Raw genomic sequence first — 14,843 nt, forward strand, 5'->3', positions numbered from 1 at the left:
TCAACTAACGTGAAACCAGCTTGAAAACATCGACGATTAACCTTAAAACACCTCCAAGTATCAAAATTGCCAAAAGAAGCTCAACTATTATGTATCCTTTATACACAACGATACCGTCCAAAACCAAGTTGTATCGTACATTTTTTGTTGTTGTAATCAAAATCTCCTGCATGATTTACATTTCCGTTAGCATTAAACCACACATCTGCAGTAACATACTTACGTCTCAGTTTGTACATCGCCTCAACTTGACGTGTGAGAATCCCTTTGTTTGCATACGGTAATCCCTTGAAAATTTGATGATGACTGACCATCGTTGTAACAAAAACAACAAAACTCAGTACAATTAATAATTCAATCATCGTGAATCCATTACTGTATTGTCGCTTGGCCCTGAACAATTTCAATATTTTTTCCATCAGAACATCGTGTCTGCCTTTCTGTTATAAACTCATCTGTAACGAGATCTTGAATAGATACAGGAACTCCATCATGCTTCAATTGCCACTGTAAAATAGCCGCATCGATTATTTTTAGTTGCGCATCGCATCCTTTTTCATTAATTACATTCAATGTTCGTTGAATATTCGGCATTGTTAGCAATAACAACACAACAATTACTGCCATAACCAAGACCATTTCTATCAATGTAAATCCTTTTTTCATAATCCCTCCATCAAGTTGATTGGAATCAACATTACTTGATAGTATCCGTACACCGTTAATATCACAAAACCATATACAAGCAGTTTGTAAGTCAAGATTACGCGTCTAAAACACCTAGTAAGTTTCTTTGTAGCATGCCGCATGTAGAAATCTAGCCCTTCTTTTTGCTTTAAAACATTTTGTTTGAATACGTAGTATCTACCTAAATCCTTGTCAAAAATATCATGCGAAAATATTTCTTGGATGCTTTTCCCAGCTTCTAAATTGTCTAGAATGTGATATCCATACCATTTTAGAATCTCACAGTTCGAGGTTTTTAGTGATGAAAACGTGTCATGAAATGAGATTCCAAATAGTGTGCTATTACTATAAATATCAATAATCCGTATCGTGCCCATGAGTCGATATGTCCGGGATAATTTGTTAATTAAGATTAAAGTTAGCGTTGGATAAGCACGATGACTAAAATAACAACATGAAATTGCTCCAACCACGATGCAGTGTATTGCTAAAATGATTGTAAACAGATTGGATACACTTTCGATACTAGCACTACTCAATGCACTATCTTCCAAAAGACCGCTTATTTGGTACTTTATCTGATTCGAGTAAATGCTAATCATCACAACACACACTACATGAAGAAGAATTGGATAAGCAATTTTCTGCACAATTTCGTTGTAAATTTTTTGTTTGAGTTTAATCCAAAACACATAAGATTTTAAACTAATAAAGGGATTTATAACAATACCTTCACCTTTTGCATCCAAACACTCATAAAGTGTCTCAAGTGAAGTAAAGTTACACCCATACTGTGTATTGATATCTTGAATATTCATACCGTTTTTTAAAGACTCCAAAATCTCTTCGCTTTGCATCTTCAATCGGTGTTGCTTATAGATTTTCTCTAATTTCTTCTTTATCAAACATTTCAAAAACAACCTTCACCTCTCCATTAGCATCCATCTTCATTTCCTGAAGTACAACGCCTTCCAATAATTCACGTAGATCTTCCTTACATGCTCCCAAATCAGCGAGCCTTCGTAATGCCTGTTGTAACGTTGATGCGTGCATTGTTGCTACAATCATATGCCCGCTGAGTCCTGCACGTATTAACTCGGATATATCTAGAACTGTTCTTAGTTCTCCAAGGACAATAATGTCAGGATCATGTCGCAGCAGTTGTGTTAGATGAGTACCAATACAATCTGTATCGATTTGAATCCACCGTTCGTTGATTCGTTCAACCGGATTCTCTAAGGTATAGATTTGCTTGGTCCTGAGTTGAGATAGTGCATAAAACATACTCGTTGATTTCCCACTTCCAGTTCGGCCAACAAACAAGAGTATGCCACAATTGTTTTGTATGATTTTATGAATTTTGCAACGGATCGTTTCAAAGGGACATAAGTCAGTCCAAAGATCACTATCGTTTATGTTTAAAACTCGAACAACGCCACTGTATTTATTTGAATTGTGAATGCCCGCAAACCGTATTTGAAGTTCTTGTTCAGCAATATAGTAATGGAATACCTTTGTCTGCGGATTGGGGTTTGTAACATCAAAACCTGCAATAAACTTCAAATAGATAAATAACGCTCTCGGATCAATGTCGTCTACTTTCTTTATCATTTGCTTATGCTTCCGTAAAATTATCTCTTTCTGTGATTCCGACCCATAAATATGAATATCACTGATTCGATGTTGAACACACTGTTTAATAAGTTGGTCGAATTGTATCTCTATTTTAGTCATACTTCTAAATACACTTGTTTTTTAATTTCACCTAAAATAAAATAGCCTTACGGCTATTTTATTTTTTGAATAAATGGATTGCTAAATTTTTCGGTTTCTAAATCAGTGATATCACCATGTCCAGGATAAAGATTTATTTGCTCATCCTCAAACATTTCAATAAACATCTTCAAAGAGTCATTCATCATTGCCATACTTCCCGTAGGTAAATCAGTACGTCCAATGGTTCCTTTAAATATAAAATCACCGACAATGGCATCCTCTTCAAAAATAAAGCTCACCGAACCACTTGTATGACCTGGAGTCTTGATAACATCAAAACTAAACGGTCCGACCGTTTGTGGTTCTTCAAAAAATGTCTCAAAATCCGAAGTCAGAACAACAGATTCAGGCATTTGATTTGAGAGATTAACATTGGGGTTCGTTAAATAGTGTGCTTCTTCATGAAATACAAAGACTGGACACTTATATATTTCAGCAATTGCATCAACACCAGATATATGGTCAAAATGTCCATGGGTAAGGTAAATTGCAATGACTTCTTTACCTTCTAGTGGTTTCAATAAACGTTGAGCGTTATTATGCGGGTCCATACATGGATCAATTACAACTACCTTATTATCAATTTCAAGATAGTATGTATTGGTCTCAACATACCCCATTACTTGTTTCGTTATTTTCATAATAGAAAAAAAGTCGATTTACGACTTATTTTTTCTCTTTATGTAAAGTGTGTTTACGATCACGTGGGCAATATTTATTGATTTCCATACGCTCTAATTGGACTTTTTTGTTACGTGATGTGTAGTAGTTTTCTTCGCCACACTCTGTGCATTTTAAAATAGCTTGTGCTCTCATAATTACCTCCATTTACTCATAGCCTAGACATTATACCATACTTTATTTGCAATGCCTATACTAAATTATTGTGATTTACGTGCCATATAGTAATCCATAACAGCATGTGTTGCATACCCACATTCGTTAGCGATTGTTTGTCGCGTCGCTTGTGCTTCAGTTACAGATTTAGGTGCAATACAGCTTACCGCGATTTCTGGTTGTTCATAAGGAGCATATCCGATATACGTACTATTTCGTAATTCAATGCCGTCAGAACTTATTTGAGCCGTTCCAGATTTGCCAGCTGATTTGTAGTTTTCTTTTCCAGAGGCATACCCTTCTCCAGAGGAAATATAAAGTCTCATACCCTCTTGAACAACACGCAACGATTCGAGATCATCAAGCGTACTCAATGCTTGAGGAGTGTTTTCACTAACCATTGCTTTGGTATCTTGGTTGAATGTTCCTGTCGCAAGACGTGGTTTCATTCTCGTTCCATTATTTGCAATGGTTGCAACAAATTGATTCAATTCCATGACATTATAGGTATCATATTGACCAATAGCAAGTTCGAGTAATTTGCTATCAGCTTCACGAGATCCAATGTATCCAATTTCTTCACGTGGGAAGTCAACATTAGTTGGCACCCCTAAACCAAATTGAGAATAGTATGAACGCATTAAGTCATATGTTGCTGGTCCATCTGGGAAAATTAGTGAACTTCCAGGTACGTATGTTGCATTGCCAAGGCGAATTGCAACATTAAACATGTAGATGTTACTTGACATTTGAAGCGCCGAACGCGCATCAACATTGCCAATTCCATCTTTCCATGAATGTCGAATCAGTCCTCCGATATTCATCGGTGCATCGTGAATTAATTCATTCGGTTGAATTACATCTTCGGATAGACCCATATATACTGTTGCCGGTTTGACAGTCGAACCAACAGCAAAAGTTCCGTTTGAAAGCATTGTACTTTGAATATCATTCCAATACTTCATTTCACCACTTGAATTATTTTCCTTCATTGCAGCAATTGCAAGAATATCTCCTGTCCGTGGGTCTGAAACAATCATGTGCATTTGATCCATAGCTGTACGTTGTGGATCTTTATTAACATCCGTAATTCTTTTGGTAAGTTCTGCTTCTACAAACTTTTGTAGATCTGTATCCAAGGCAAGTTTTAAACCATAACCCTTGCGCCCTTCAGAGCGCAATTGTTTTGTTCCTGATTGATACTCATATTGTGTATCAATACCTGATAACTCGTTTTCATATTGATACTCGAGTCCCGAAACACCGACCTCATCATCTGCTTGATATCCCTTGGCAATGTAGGTGTCAAGTTTTTGTTCGGGAATATCTCCAAGCGATCCGTATAAATTCTTGATATCAACCGTTTCGTTATAGACACGTTCCCACTCTGTATCATAGCTAAACCCTGGAAAATCATTTGAATGTTCAGCAAGATATGATATCTGTTCGTTGGTTGCATTTTCATACACGATAGACGACTGACCCAGTTGACCATTATTCATCTTTACTTGAATTTCAAAAGTTGCTTTGTCTTCTTCTGTAAGTGTATTCAAATGATCTGGAGTAATGCGTGATTTTATAAGTTCATCATACTCTTCCTTAGTCATGTTTCCTTTTGTATACGACTTGTATTCTTCTTCAGTAACTAAATCTTCACCATAGTCATTTAGTCTTAGCCATAGTACCTTGTTATCATCTTCATTCAATGAATGTTGGATATTGAAAGTTTTGGCAAACAGTTTTGCAACATCCCATTGATCATCCGCAGATGTATTTCTTGGTCGGTCATAAACAATAACTTTTTTAGCTTGATTTGAAACTAAGTTAACACCATTACGGTCCACCATTTCACCTCGCATTGTTTGAGAGTAAAGTGGTGGTGTTTGGTATTTCTCATATAGGTTTGCATAATGATCTGCTTGAACGATTTGAATCGTATAAAGACGATAAATCAAACCTCCGGCAATTGCCGCCAACAAAATCATAAATATCTGTAAACGGACATCGATGACTTTTTTGATATTGAGATCTTTTTTCAAATGTTCACTACTACCACTGTAGTTTTTGACTTTATCTTTTTGTCTTCGACGATCCATAACTACCTCCTATGAATTTTCGTAAGTCTCACGTTCACGTTGGCGTTCTTTAGCACGTTCTTTCTTTTGCTCACGAATCTCGTTTCGAATCATATCTCTACGTTTCTTTTGCATTAGTGATTCAATTTCACGTTTTCGTTTCTTTTTATAACCCGGTTTAACTTTAACGTTTTTACGGTTTAGAATTTGAACAACTTCAGGATCAAGTTGTTTTGTACGTTTCTGAATATTGTACCAAGGACGGACATCATCCAATTGACCATCACGAATTCGTTTATATTCAAAGTTCACACCGGTTTTCATCAAACGTGTAACCGAACTTTGATCTTTAGGTCCAACAATACTAATCGCAAACCCTTCACGACCACTACGGCCTGTACGGCCTGTACGGTGTGTGTAGAAGTCCAAATCATGGGTTGGTAATCCTGCATTAATAACATGGCTAATCTCTGGTAAATCGATACCACGGGCCGCCAAATCAGTTGCAACGATGTAACGAACTTTTTTGCTATGAATTCGGCTAATAACTTGTTTACGTCCGCGGTCACTCACATCACCATGAATTTCAACACAATCAATACCATAATCTCGTAAATATGCAGCAATCTCAGTTGCCTGTGTTTTTGTATTGGTAAATACAATGGCAAGTAATGGATTAATGCTTCCAAGAACATCAAGAACTGCCTCATTCATATCACGATGACGTTGATTAATTAAAATATGTTCAATTCGAGGTTTAAGAACTTCTTCCTCAGAAACAATTTCAATTGGATTTTTCAAATATTTTTTAATAAATGCACGTAATCCTTGCGGAATTGTCGCACTAAACAACATAAATACCGCATCATCTTTAATTCGTGACGCAATAGTGTTTACTTCTTCAATAAATCCATAGTCAAGCATCATATCGGCTTCATCAACAATAAAAGCTTTGATGTAGTCCATACGAATAACATTCCACGATAGTATATCTAAAAGTTTTCCTGGAGTTGTAATTAAAATATGGGGTTGTTTTTCAAGTTTACTACGTAAACGTGAGTTGTCCATACCTCCAATGGCTAAATCGATGGTATAACGATCATCGATTTCCATGATATCTTTCGAAAATTCGAAAATTTGCATTGCTAATTCGCGAGTTGGCGCGAGTATTACTGCTTGTGTTTGTTCTAAATCTACTTCAATAAGTTCTAAAATCGCAAATAGAAAGGCATGTGTTTTCCCTGTACCCGTGTCCGATTTTACAATCAAGTCACGTTTTTTTGAGATTTGGTCGAGCACCTTTTCTTGAACTGATGTTAATGATTTAAAACCATTTTTCTTAATTAGTGCTTTATTGATATTATTCATACTAACACTCCTTTCTATACAATTTTGTTTAATAATTGAAATTCTTCTTCAAGCGTCAAGTCATGTTGCTTGATGCGATCCAGATGGTCTTTACGTCCCATCAGATATTTCTTGTAGTTAGTATCCAGATTCTTCATAAGAATTGGACCGAGAGTCATCTCTTCATAACTTAGGTTGACAGCAATTCCGGTCTTTTGGAGCTTCATCATAAAGACTGGGATATCGCGTTCCATTAGAAACGCTTCGTCAACAATCGTAAACCCCGATTGTGACACAATATCCCGAAACCATGCATTCTTAGTATTAGACTGTATCAAAATTACATCGTTATCCTTAAATGGATATTCTTTGATAATTTCCCAAATCGTTTCCGCTCCCATACCAGCAGCAACATAACAATTTGCAAGCCCTTTAAACGATTTGAGACCATCGCTTAAAACAAGCTCCGTCACATCTTCATAACCATGCTTCACGACGTTTTGACGTGCTGCATCCAAAGGCATCGGGGCAATATCGAGTCCGTAGGCAAAGTCACAAATGCCATCTTCAAGACATTTGATCATTAGTAACCCATGATCAGTCCCAATATCTGCCATTCGTGATCCTTCAGGAACCATATCTAAGAGTCTTTGTAATCGTTGCGATAACTTCATAAATTATCGTTTGTCAACAAAGTCACGAAGACGTTTTGAGCGTGTTGGATGTTTCAATTTACGAAGCGCTTTTGCCTCGATTTGACGAATCCGTTCACGTGTGACATTAAATTCTTTACCAACTTCTTCAAGCGTACGAGTACGGCCATCTTCAAGACCAAAACGAAGACGTAGGACTTTTTCTTCGCGTTCAGTAAGACCCTCTAAAACCATATTAATTTCTTCTTTTAAGAGTTGATTATTTGCATAGTCATCTGGTGACATCGCATCTTTATCCTCAATGAAATCACCAAGATGTGAATCATCTTCTTCACCAATTGGGGTTTCGAGCGATACCGGATCAAGTGCAATTTTTTGAATCTCGCGTACTTTATCAGGTGTCATATTTTCCATTTCAGCGGCAATTTCTTCTGCTGTTGGCTCACGTCCTAATGTTTGGACTAATGAACGTTGAATACGTGTTAATTTATTGATAGTCTCCACCATGTGAACTGGGATACGAATAGTACGCGCTTGGTCAGCAATCGCACGTGTGATTGCTTGGCGAATCCACCATGTTGCGTATGTTGAGAACTTAAAGCCTTTAGTATAGTCAAATTTTTCAACAGCCTTAACAAGCCCCATGTTTCCTTCTTGAATTAAGTCAAGGAACAACATACCACGACCAACGTATTTTTTAGCAATCGATACCACAAGACGTAAGTTTGCTGAAATCAAAATACGGCGTGCTTCGAGTCCGTCATAATAAGTAGTTTCACAGTTTTCGATATAAGCAAGGTTTGCTTCATCATCAACAAAATGTTCTTTTAAAATTTCAAATATTTCTTCAATTTTAATTGTCGTTAATAATTCATCAAATTCTTCATCGGTTACATCTGGTGCATAGCGCTCGCGATAAATATTTATAATGAGAACCCGTGCTTCTTCCCCTTCTTGGAGTCGACGTGCAATTTCTGGCTCATCTTTCGCATCGAGTAAGTTAACGCGGCCTATCTCTTTGAGATACATTTTAACTGGATCATTAATACGAACCATGTTGGCACTTGTTAATTCATTTTCATAGGAGCTGAGATCAACTTTGTTCATTGAATCGTCGAATGGCCCTTCGCCATCTTCGCCATCTTCACCAAGATACTCTTCAGCAATTTCATCATCGTCTTCAATCATTTCCTCAGAAATTTCTGCTTCGCCGATTTCATCTACTAAACGAATATCGTTATCGCTAAACCATTGGAACAATTCCTCGTTATCTTCGTCACTTAGTGATAAATGACTTGTCGATTTTTCAACAACAGCATTCAGTAAGGCACCTTGCTTTTCATTTTCTTTAATAAAAAACTCTTTTACTTCATCAAGTGTTTTCATTTTTTTACGTGTCATACTAATTCTCTCCTCCTTGATTATTATTCTCTCTTTTTAATCGTATTGCAGCTTCAAGAAGCCTTTGTTGCTCATCAAGTTGAAGTTGCTTCCGCCCTTCATCTTTTAGCCCTCGAATCCCAAGGCGACTCAATTCAGTGCGAATTAGCGCTATGTTCTGTTCAAGACTGCGAACATCGTAGTCACCAACAACATCACTCGAATCGATTTCTATTGCAAATTGTCTCATATTTTCTTGAATATCATGTGATAAGATATCAGCAATTTCTATTGCATCGTTTTTACGATACAAATCAAGAATAATTAATGCAAAATCAGTTGCGATATCATTGACCAAAAATCCAAGTTGGTCACGGTATTGATATGCTGCTTCCTTCGACTCCAACATTTGCTTTAAGATAGCACGCTCAGGTATCAGTACTTTAAAGTCTTTACTCTGAACAACTAGGGGTGTCTGTCGATGGATTGGTGCTTGAACTTTTGCTTGTAATTGTTGATTTAAAACACTTACTTCAAAATTTGTCATATCTGCAATTTTCTTCGTGTAGTAACTTTGGGTCAATTCATCTTCGGTTCGTAAATGTTCGAGCATAAATTCTACAATACGCTTACGATTTTCAAATGATTCGAGACCATAATTTCCAATTGCATAACTAATTAGAAAATCGAGCCAACCAATGCGGTCTACCAGACCGCTTTTCACTTTTTCTGGGCCAAGATTTCGTATCGCATCATCTGGGTCCATACCTGTATCATTATACCATATTGACACTGTACATTGCGCATCTCTTAACTTCTGTCCAATAGCAAATGTCGCTTCAAGACCGGCACGGTCCCCGTCAAACGCTAACACGATGTCATTAGTTGCTTGCTTCAAGATTCTAATCTGCTGTGGAGTACAAGCTACCCCTAATAGTGACACGACGTTCTCAACGCCTATGGCACTAAATGAAATCGCATCTGTTACCCCTTCAGTAATGATTAAATATCCTTCTTTTCGCGCATATTCCTTCGCATTATGAAAGTTATAGACCATATTTCCCTTGGTATACACTTCAGTTTCGGACGTATTGATGTATTTGACGGAATTTGAATCATGTAAAGCTCGGGCACTAAATCCAATTGCTTTCCCGTATGGATCATGTAAAGGGAACATAATTCGATTGTAAAATACATCTCTAAACCCATCGTCTGTCATTCGGACAAGGTCCGCTTTAATCAATAATTCATCATCAAATCCTTTAGCAGATAGATAATTGTATATTTGATTATTACCAAGCGCTACACCGATGCCGAAGCGGTCAATCGTAGCTTGAGTATACCCTCTTTGTTGCAGCTTTTCATGTGCTTCTTTACCATCTTTAGTTGATAATTGTAATGCAGTAAATTGCTGCGCCTCTTTGAGTGCCTCATAAAGTTTTTCTTTTTCGGGGTCCTTGGGTACAACATTGACCGTTTGGTACTCCGAGACATCTATGTTAAGGCGGCTTGCAGCCCGTGTGACTGATTCAATAAAGGTAATATGTTCAAAGTTTTCTATAAATGAAAACACGTTACCTGCCGCACCACATACAAAGCATTTATAAATTTGACGATCGGGAGAAACCGACATCGATGGATCGTGGTCATCATGAAAAGGACAAACTCCCCAATAGTTTTTGCCCTTTTTCGTCAGCGTCATATACTGTGAAATTGTATCAACGATATCGCTCTTTGAGCGGATATCGTTGATGAGTTCTTCTGGCATTCGCCGCATTTACATCACCCGTAAATTTCTTGTTTCATGATTGATTTAGCTTCATCAATCGTTACACGTTTTTGTTCCATTGAATCGCGGAAACGAATTGTAACTTGGTTATCTTCTAAAGAGTCAAAGTCAACTGTAATACAGTATGGTGTTCCAACTGCATCCTGACGTCGGTAGCGTTTTCCGATGCTTCCAGTTTCGTCATAGTCACATGCGAAATCGCCAATTAATTCATGCATCACTTCAGTCGCTTTTTCGCCTAATTTTTTTGAAAGTGGCAAGACTGTTACTTGAGTTGGTGCAACTTTAGGATGGAAATGCATAACAATACGTGTATCGTCATTTTCAAGCGTTTCTTCATCGTATGCTTCACACATAAGTGCCAGCATCAAGCGTTCCACTCCCAATGATGGCTCAACAGTATAAGGAATATACTTTTCGTTAGTTTCAGGATCATGATACTCCATGCTTACTTTTGAGTGTTCTTGGTGTTGTTTAAGGTCAAAGTCAGTTCTATCAGCAATACCCCAAAGCTCATCAAAGCCCCATGGGTAACGGTATTCGATATCTGAAGTTGCTACCGAGTAGTGTGATAATTCTTCAGCATCATGCTCGCGAATTCGTAAATTATCACGATCTATACCAAGACTTACCAACCAATCCATCGCAAATTTTTGCCAATGCTCATACCATTTAATGTCTTCACCTGGTTTAACAAAGAATTCAAGTTCCATTTGTTCAAACTCACGTGTACGGAAAATGAACTGACCTGGTGTGATTTCATTTCTAAAAGATTTACCAATTTGAGCAATACCGAATGGTAATTTTTTACGCATTGAGCGTTGAACATTACGATAGTTTACAAACATTCCCTGTGCAGTTTCCGGACGTAAATAGATAGCATTTGAACTGTCCTCGATAACGCCTTGGAATGTCTTAAACATTAAGTTAAATTGGCGAATCTTCGTGAAATCATGACCACCACATTTTGGACATGGAACTTTATGTGTTTCGATATAGTTTTCCATTTCTTCCAAAGTCATAATTCCCGCATTTATTTCAACATCACTAAAATCTTCGATTAATTTATCAGCACGGTGACGTGTATTACATATGCGACAATCCATGAGTGGATCATTAAATGTATCTAAGTGGCCACTTGCTTTCCAAACCTGCGGATTCATTAGAATCGCAGATTGGATTCCAACGTTATAAGGGTTTCGTGAAACAAAGGACTCCCACCATAATTTCTTTACATTTTCTTTGAGTTCAACTCCTAATGGTCCAAAGTCCCATGTATTTGCTAAACCACCATAAATTTCACTTCCTTGGAAAACAAATCCCGAAGTTCGTACATGGTTAACGACTGTTTCAAAATTTTTATTCTTCATAATATCACCTTTCAATATTTAAACATTTAACATGAGCTGCCAACTATTTAATGTCATATCAGAATGATATTCTAAATAGCGCACAAGTCTCTCTAGTAGTGGCGTAGTATCAAATGACTTGAGATATGCTTCAACATTTTGATTATCAAACAGACCTTTTAATGCAACCAATACCATTTTTGAATCTTTATGTGTCGACGGACTGTGCTTAGCACACAGAAAACCACCGTACTCAATGGAGAATGTATTAATTCCCGTATCCCCACATCGAACACACGCATCGACATTGGGAGAAACTCCCTGGAGCCTAATTATTTCAGTGATTGCTAAAATTATTTGTATCTGTGTCGCATCACTTCCCATAATTTTATCCATTCTTGCATAGAAAATGTCATGATGACTTGGATCATAGGTCCGAATGATTATCTCACAAATCAATGACATTTGCAGTAACCACTTAAAATTTTGTCGTAATTGGTGATGACTCTCTAAGAGTTCTCCCGTTCTGACTCGATTTAAACTGTTTTCTTTAAAGTTAAAACGATAGTTTACTTTTGAAAACTCTAACCCCAAACTTCCTTGTTTTGAAGTGGGTTTATAGTATCCTGGAACAACAAGTCTAATGAGACCAGTCTTTTCCCCAAGAAAATGCACCATACAGTCAAATTCTCTATATGGTGTCGTACTTAATACAAAACCAATATCACTCGATTGGTTACTCATACTCAGTTTCGATATAACCTAATTGATTTAGCATTCGACTGCGGTTGCGCCAGTTTTTCTCAACGCGAACAAATGTCTCTAAATAGACACTTTCACCGATAATTGTTTCTAACTCTTCACGAGCACGCAATCCAATTTCTTTAATCATTGACCCTTGTTTTCCAATAATTATTCCTTTTTGAGACATTCGATCAACAAGAATTACCGCATTAATAAGTGTCGAATTCTTTTTCTTCACAATACGTTCGATCGTTACAGCAACTGAGTGTGGAATTTCTTCTTCAGTTAATTGTAAGATTTTTTCACGTATTATTTCTGCGTAAATAAATTGTTCAGGATAGGCACTTACTTGGTCTTTAGGGTAATACATAACCCCTTCTTCCGTATAATCAAGTGTTACTTCTAAGAGCTTGTCGACATTATTATTTTCTTTTGCAGAAATTGGAATAATTTCAGTGAAACCAAATTCAGAAAATTGATTGATTTTCGCAATTAAATCATTTTCACTCATCGCATCAACTTTGTTGATGATAAGAAATTTAGGAAGTTTAACTGTTGCTAATTTATCCATAACGAACTGATCACCTTTACCAAAAGGTTCGGTCCCATCAATGATATAGTAAATTACATCAACACCTTTAAAGTGAGCGTATGATGCGCGATTCATACGTGATCCTAATTCATGCTTTGGTTTATGAATTCCAGGTGTATCAATAAATACAAGTTGATATTCCTCTTCTGTTAGTACCCCAATAATGGCATCGCGTGTCGTTTGTGCTTTCTCGGAAACTATTGCAATTTTTTGTTTTACGAGTTGATTAATTAACGTGGATTTCCCTGCATTAGGTCGTCCAATAATAGATATAAATCCTGATTTAAAACTCACTATTTAAGGTCCTTCTTTCCAAACATCATTGGTAATAAATTTTGCATATTCGTTGTCTGTGTTTCTTTACGGTTTGACAGATAAATTGGCGTATCTTCATGAAGAAGTTCCGAAAGTACTTGACGACATATTCCACATGGGCCTGCTAGAATATCGCCATCGGTTACAATCGCAATCCCTACAATATCATCCGCACGATAACCATGTGAGTAACATGCAAATACGGCAGAGCGCTCTCCACAGTTTGTTGCTCCATAGGAAGCATTTTCAATGTTTGCCCCAATGAAGGTTTGCCCATCGCGTGTGCGAATGCATGATCCAACATGGTAGTTGGAATATGGCGCATATGCATTTTCCATTGCACCAAATGCTAATTCAATCAATTCTTCTTTCATAAGATTCTCCCCGCCAGAATAACACTGGCCACTATAATTGCGTATATTGCTGCTAGAAGTACTGCCGCTGCTGCAATATCTTTTATTTCCTTTACATGTAAATTGTAACTTTGAATGAGCAAGTCACATAAATCTTCCACTGCGGAATTCAAAAATTCTGTAATTAAGACAATGAAAATCGCACTAATTACAAACAACCACTCCACTGTACTGATATCAAGAAGTGCAAAAACAATGACAGTAATTACACCAAGAACGACTTGAAGCAAAATGCTTCGATCATATAAAAGCCCAGCTTTTATTCCAGCGAATGCTGCACCAAATTTTGATGCCCCGCGCTTAATCGTTTTTTGGAGCGATGTCATTGAGTATCTCCTTTTGAAGCCCAAACATTTCTTTCTCTTCCTCAGGAGTATGGTGGTCATATCCGAGTAAATGTAGATAGCCGTGAGCAACCAAAAAACAGAACTCTCTTTTGAGTGTGTGCTCATAGTCTGTTGCTTGGCGTCGAATTGCATCAACACTAATGATAATGTCTCCCATTTGGAAGACTCCATCTTCAGTTTCTCCATCTTCAAAACTCAATACATCGGTTGGTCTATCAATATCACGAAAATCCTTGTTGTATGTATGAATTTCAGCATCGTCAACCAACACGACGTTAACACTCACCTGTTCTTGATTACCCGTTAAACGCAACGTTTCTTTCAGAATTGGCTTTAAATATTTTTGATATCCGCGCCATGACGCCTCTGAACTGTTATTAATAAAGTTTATTTGCATAATTATCACATCCTAATCTATTATATCACAGGCTAAAACACATTGAAACAAGATAACACCCACTGAAAATGCCTATTTGGCACTTTGAGATGTTATCTTTTCCAATTGTTTTTAGTATGTTCATTATATAAAAAACCAGTAG

Annotated in this window: 17 protein-coding genes; all 17 read right to left on the reverse strand. The window is 37.1% G+C overall.

Translation table 11 applies throughout. The features are described from left to right. Positions 1-98: 98 nt before the first annotated feature. Positions 99-362 carry a hypothetical protein gene (locus GVV20_RS00495; protein ID WP_159741454.1) on the reverse strand — a complete coding sequence of 88 codons (264 nt, stop codon included), beginning with the start codon at positions 360-362 and terminating at the stop codon, positions 99-101. Positions 363-372: 10 nt separating this feature from the next. Continuing rightward, complete coding sequence (comGC, locus tag GVV20_RS00500) at positions 373-666, reverse strand: competence type IV pilus major pilin ComGC (RefSeq protein ID WP_159741455.1); 294 nt, start codon at positions 664-666, stop codon at positions 373-375. Beyond that, positions 663-1,592 (reverse strand): hypothetical protein, encoded by a 930-nt coding sequence (locus tag GVV20_RS00505; protein ID WP_159741456.1) that lies wholly within the window; start codon positions 1,590-1,592, stop codon positions 663-665. The genes comGC and GVV20_RS00505 overlap by 4 nt, the downstream gene beginning before the upstream one ends. Continuing rightward, positions 1,561-2,421, reverse strand: coding sequence for an ATPase, T2SS/T4P/T4SS family (locus GVV20_RS00510; RefSeq protein ID WP_159741457.1), 861 nt, complete (start codon positions 2,419-2,421; stop codon positions 1,561-1,563). Before GVV20_RS00510 ends, GVV20_RS00505 begins: the two co-directional genes overlap by 32 nt. Before the next feature lie 53 nt (positions 2,422-2,474). Next, positions 2,475-3,104, reverse strand: coding sequence for an MBL fold metallo-hydrolase (locus tag GVV20_RS00515; RefSeq protein WP_159741458.1), 630 nt, complete (start codon positions 3,102-3,104; stop codon positions 2,475-2,477). 25 nt (positions 3,105-3,129) lie between these two features. Continuing rightward, entirely contained in the window at positions 3,130-3,279 is a 150-nt protein-coding gene (gene rpmG, locus GVV20_RS00520) for a 50S ribosomal protein L33 (protein ID WP_159636437.1), read from the reverse strand. A gap of 65 nt (positions 3,280-3,344) precedes the next feature. Then, positions 3,345-5,396, reverse strand: a complete 2,052-nt coding sequence (locus GVV20_RS00525; RefSeq protein ID WP_159741459.1) for a peptidoglycan D,D-transpeptidase FtsI family protein — start codon at positions 5,394-5,396, stop codon at positions 3,345-3,347. Positions 5,397-5,405: 9 nt separating this feature from the next. Then, positions 5,406-6,743, reverse strand: coding sequence for a DEAD/DEAH box helicase (locus GVV20_RS00530; RefSeq protein ID WP_159812601.1), 1,338 nt, complete (start codon positions 6,741-6,743; stop codon positions 5,406-5,408). Positions 6,744-6,757: 14 nt separating this feature from the next. Then, positions 6,758-7,396 carry a tRNA (adenine(22)-N(1))-methyltransferase gene (locus tag GVV20_RS00535; protein WP_159741714.1) on the reverse strand — a complete coding sequence of 213 codons (639 nt, stop codon included), beginning with the start codon at positions 7,394-7,396 and terminating at the stop codon, positions 6,758-6,760. Positions 7,397-7,399: 3 nt separating this feature from the next. After that, the gene (gene rpoD, locus GVV20_RS00540) at positions 7,400-8,482 is read right to left on the reverse strand and encodes an RNA polymerase sigma factor RpoD (protein ID WP_370456906.1); all 1,083 of its coding nucleotides are present in this window, start codon (positions 8,480-8,482) and stop codon (positions 7,400-7,402) included. Between the two features lie 295 nt (positions 8,483-8,777). Continuing rightward, complete coding sequence (dnaG, locus tag GVV20_RS00545; protein ID WP_159741624.1) at positions 8,778-10,532, reverse strand: DNA primase; 1,755 nt, start codon at positions 10,530-10,532, stop codon at positions 8,778-8,780. Between the two features lie 5 nt (positions 10,533-10,537). Beyond that, positions 10,538-11,914, reverse strand: a complete 1,377-nt coding sequence (locus tag GVV20_RS00550; RefSeq protein ID WP_159741625.1) for a glycine--tRNA ligase — start codon at positions 11,912-11,914, stop codon at positions 10,538-10,540. An 18-nt stretch (positions 11,915-11,932) separates the two neighbouring features. Beyond that, positions 11,933-12,637 (reverse strand): DNA repair protein RecO, encoded by a 705-nt coding sequence (gene recO / locus GVV20_RS00555; RefSeq protein WP_159741626.1) that lies wholly within the window; start codon positions 12,635-12,637, stop codon positions 11,933-11,935. Beyond that, complete coding sequence (gene era / locus GVV20_RS00560; protein WP_159636454.1) at positions 12,630-13,523, reverse strand: GTPase Era; 894 nt, start codon at positions 13,521-13,523, stop codon at positions 12,630-12,632. Before era ends, recO begins: the two co-directional genes overlap by 8 nt. Further along, the gene (gene cdd, locus GVV20_RS00565; RefSeq protein ID WP_159641416.1) at positions 13,523-13,918 is read right to left on the reverse strand and encodes a cytidine deaminase; all 396 of its coding nucleotides are present in this window, start codon (positions 13,916-13,918) and stop codon (positions 13,523-13,525) included. Before cdd ends, era begins: the two co-directional genes overlap by 1 nt. Next, the gene (locus tag GVV20_RS00570; protein WP_159636458.1) at positions 13,915-14,283 is read right to left on the reverse strand and encodes a diacylglycerol kinase; all 369 of its coding nucleotides are present in this window, start codon (positions 14,281-14,283) and stop codon (positions 13,915-13,917) included. The genes cdd and GVV20_RS00570 overlap by 4 nt, the downstream gene beginning before the upstream one ends. Continuing rightward, a complete protein-coding gene (gene ybeY, locus GVV20_RS00575; protein WP_159741051.1) occupies positions 14,258-14,701 on the reverse strand; it encodes an rRNA maturation RNase YbeY in 444 nt (147 codons plus the stop codon). Before ybeY ends, GVV20_RS00570 begins: the two co-directional genes overlap by 26 nt. Positions 14,702-14,843 lie beyond the last annotated feature (142 nt).

This window comes from Erysipelothrix aquatica, assembly GCF_009828775.2.
Classification (GTDB): Bacteria; Bacillota_I; Bacilli_A; order Erysipelotrichales; family Erysipelotrichaceae; genus Erysipelothrix; species Erysipelothrix aquatica.

Excerpts from the sequence above, each read along its gene's own strand:
- recO (WP_159741626.1), bottom strand. The coding sequence starts at position 12,637 with ATGAGTAACCAATCGAGTGATATTGGTTTTGTATTAAGTACGACACCA.
- dnaG (WP_159741624.1), bottom strand. The coding sequence starts at position 10,532 with ATGCGGCGAATGCCAGAAGAACTCATCAACGATATCCGCTCAAAGAGC.
- rpoD (WP_370456906.1), bottom strand. The coding sequence starts at position 8,482 with ATGAACAAAGTTGATCTCAGCTCCTATGAAAATGAATTAACAAGTGCC.
- GVV20_RS00510 (WP_159741457.1), bottom strand. The coding sequence starts at position 2,421 with ATGACTAAAATAGAGATACAATTCGACCAACTTATTAAACAGTGTGTT.
- GVV20_RS00530 (WP_159812601.1), bottom strand. The coding sequence starts at position 6,743 with ATGAATAATATCAATAAAGCACTAATTAAGAAAAATGGTTTTAAATCA.
- GVV20_RS00525 (WP_159741459.1), bottom strand. The coding sequence starts at position 5,396 with ATGGATCGTCGAAGACAAAAAGATAAAGTCAAAAACTACAGTGGTAGT.
- GVV20_RS00495 (WP_159741454.1), bottom strand. The coding sequence starts at position 362 with ATGATTGAATTATTAATTGTACTGAGTTTTGTTGTTTTTGTTACAACG.
- GVV20_RS00570 (WP_159636458.1), bottom strand. The coding sequence starts at position 14,283 with ATGACATCGCTCCAAAAAACGATTAAGCGCGGGGCATCAAAATTTGGT.
- comGC (WP_159741455.1), bottom strand. The coding sequence starts at position 666 with ATGAAAAAAGGATTTACATTGATAGAAATGGTCTTGGTTATGGCAGTA.
- GVV20_RS00550 (WP_159741625.1), bottom strand. The coding sequence starts at position 11,914 with ATGAAGAATAAAAATTTTGAAACAGTCGTTAACCATGTACGAACTTCG.
- cdd (WP_159641416.1), bottom strand. The coding sequence starts at position 13,918 with ATGAAAGAAGAATTGATTGAATTAGCATTTGGTGCAATGGAAAATGCA.
- GVV20_RS00515 (WP_159741458.1), bottom strand. The coding sequence starts at position 3,104 with ATGAAAATAACGAAACAAGTAATGGGGTATGTTGAGACCAATACATAC.
- rpmG (WP_159636437.1), bottom strand. The coding sequence starts at position 3,279 with ATGAGAGCACAAGCTATTTTAAAATGCACAGAGTGTGGCGAAGAAAAC.
- ybeY (WP_159741051.1), bottom strand. The coding sequence starts at position 14,701 with ATGCAAATAAACTTTATTAATAACAGTTCAGAGGCGTCATGGCGCGGA.
- GVV20_RS00535 (WP_159741714.1), bottom strand. The coding sequence starts at position 7,396 with ATGAAGTTATCGCAACGATTACAAAGACTCTTAGATATGGTTCCTGAA.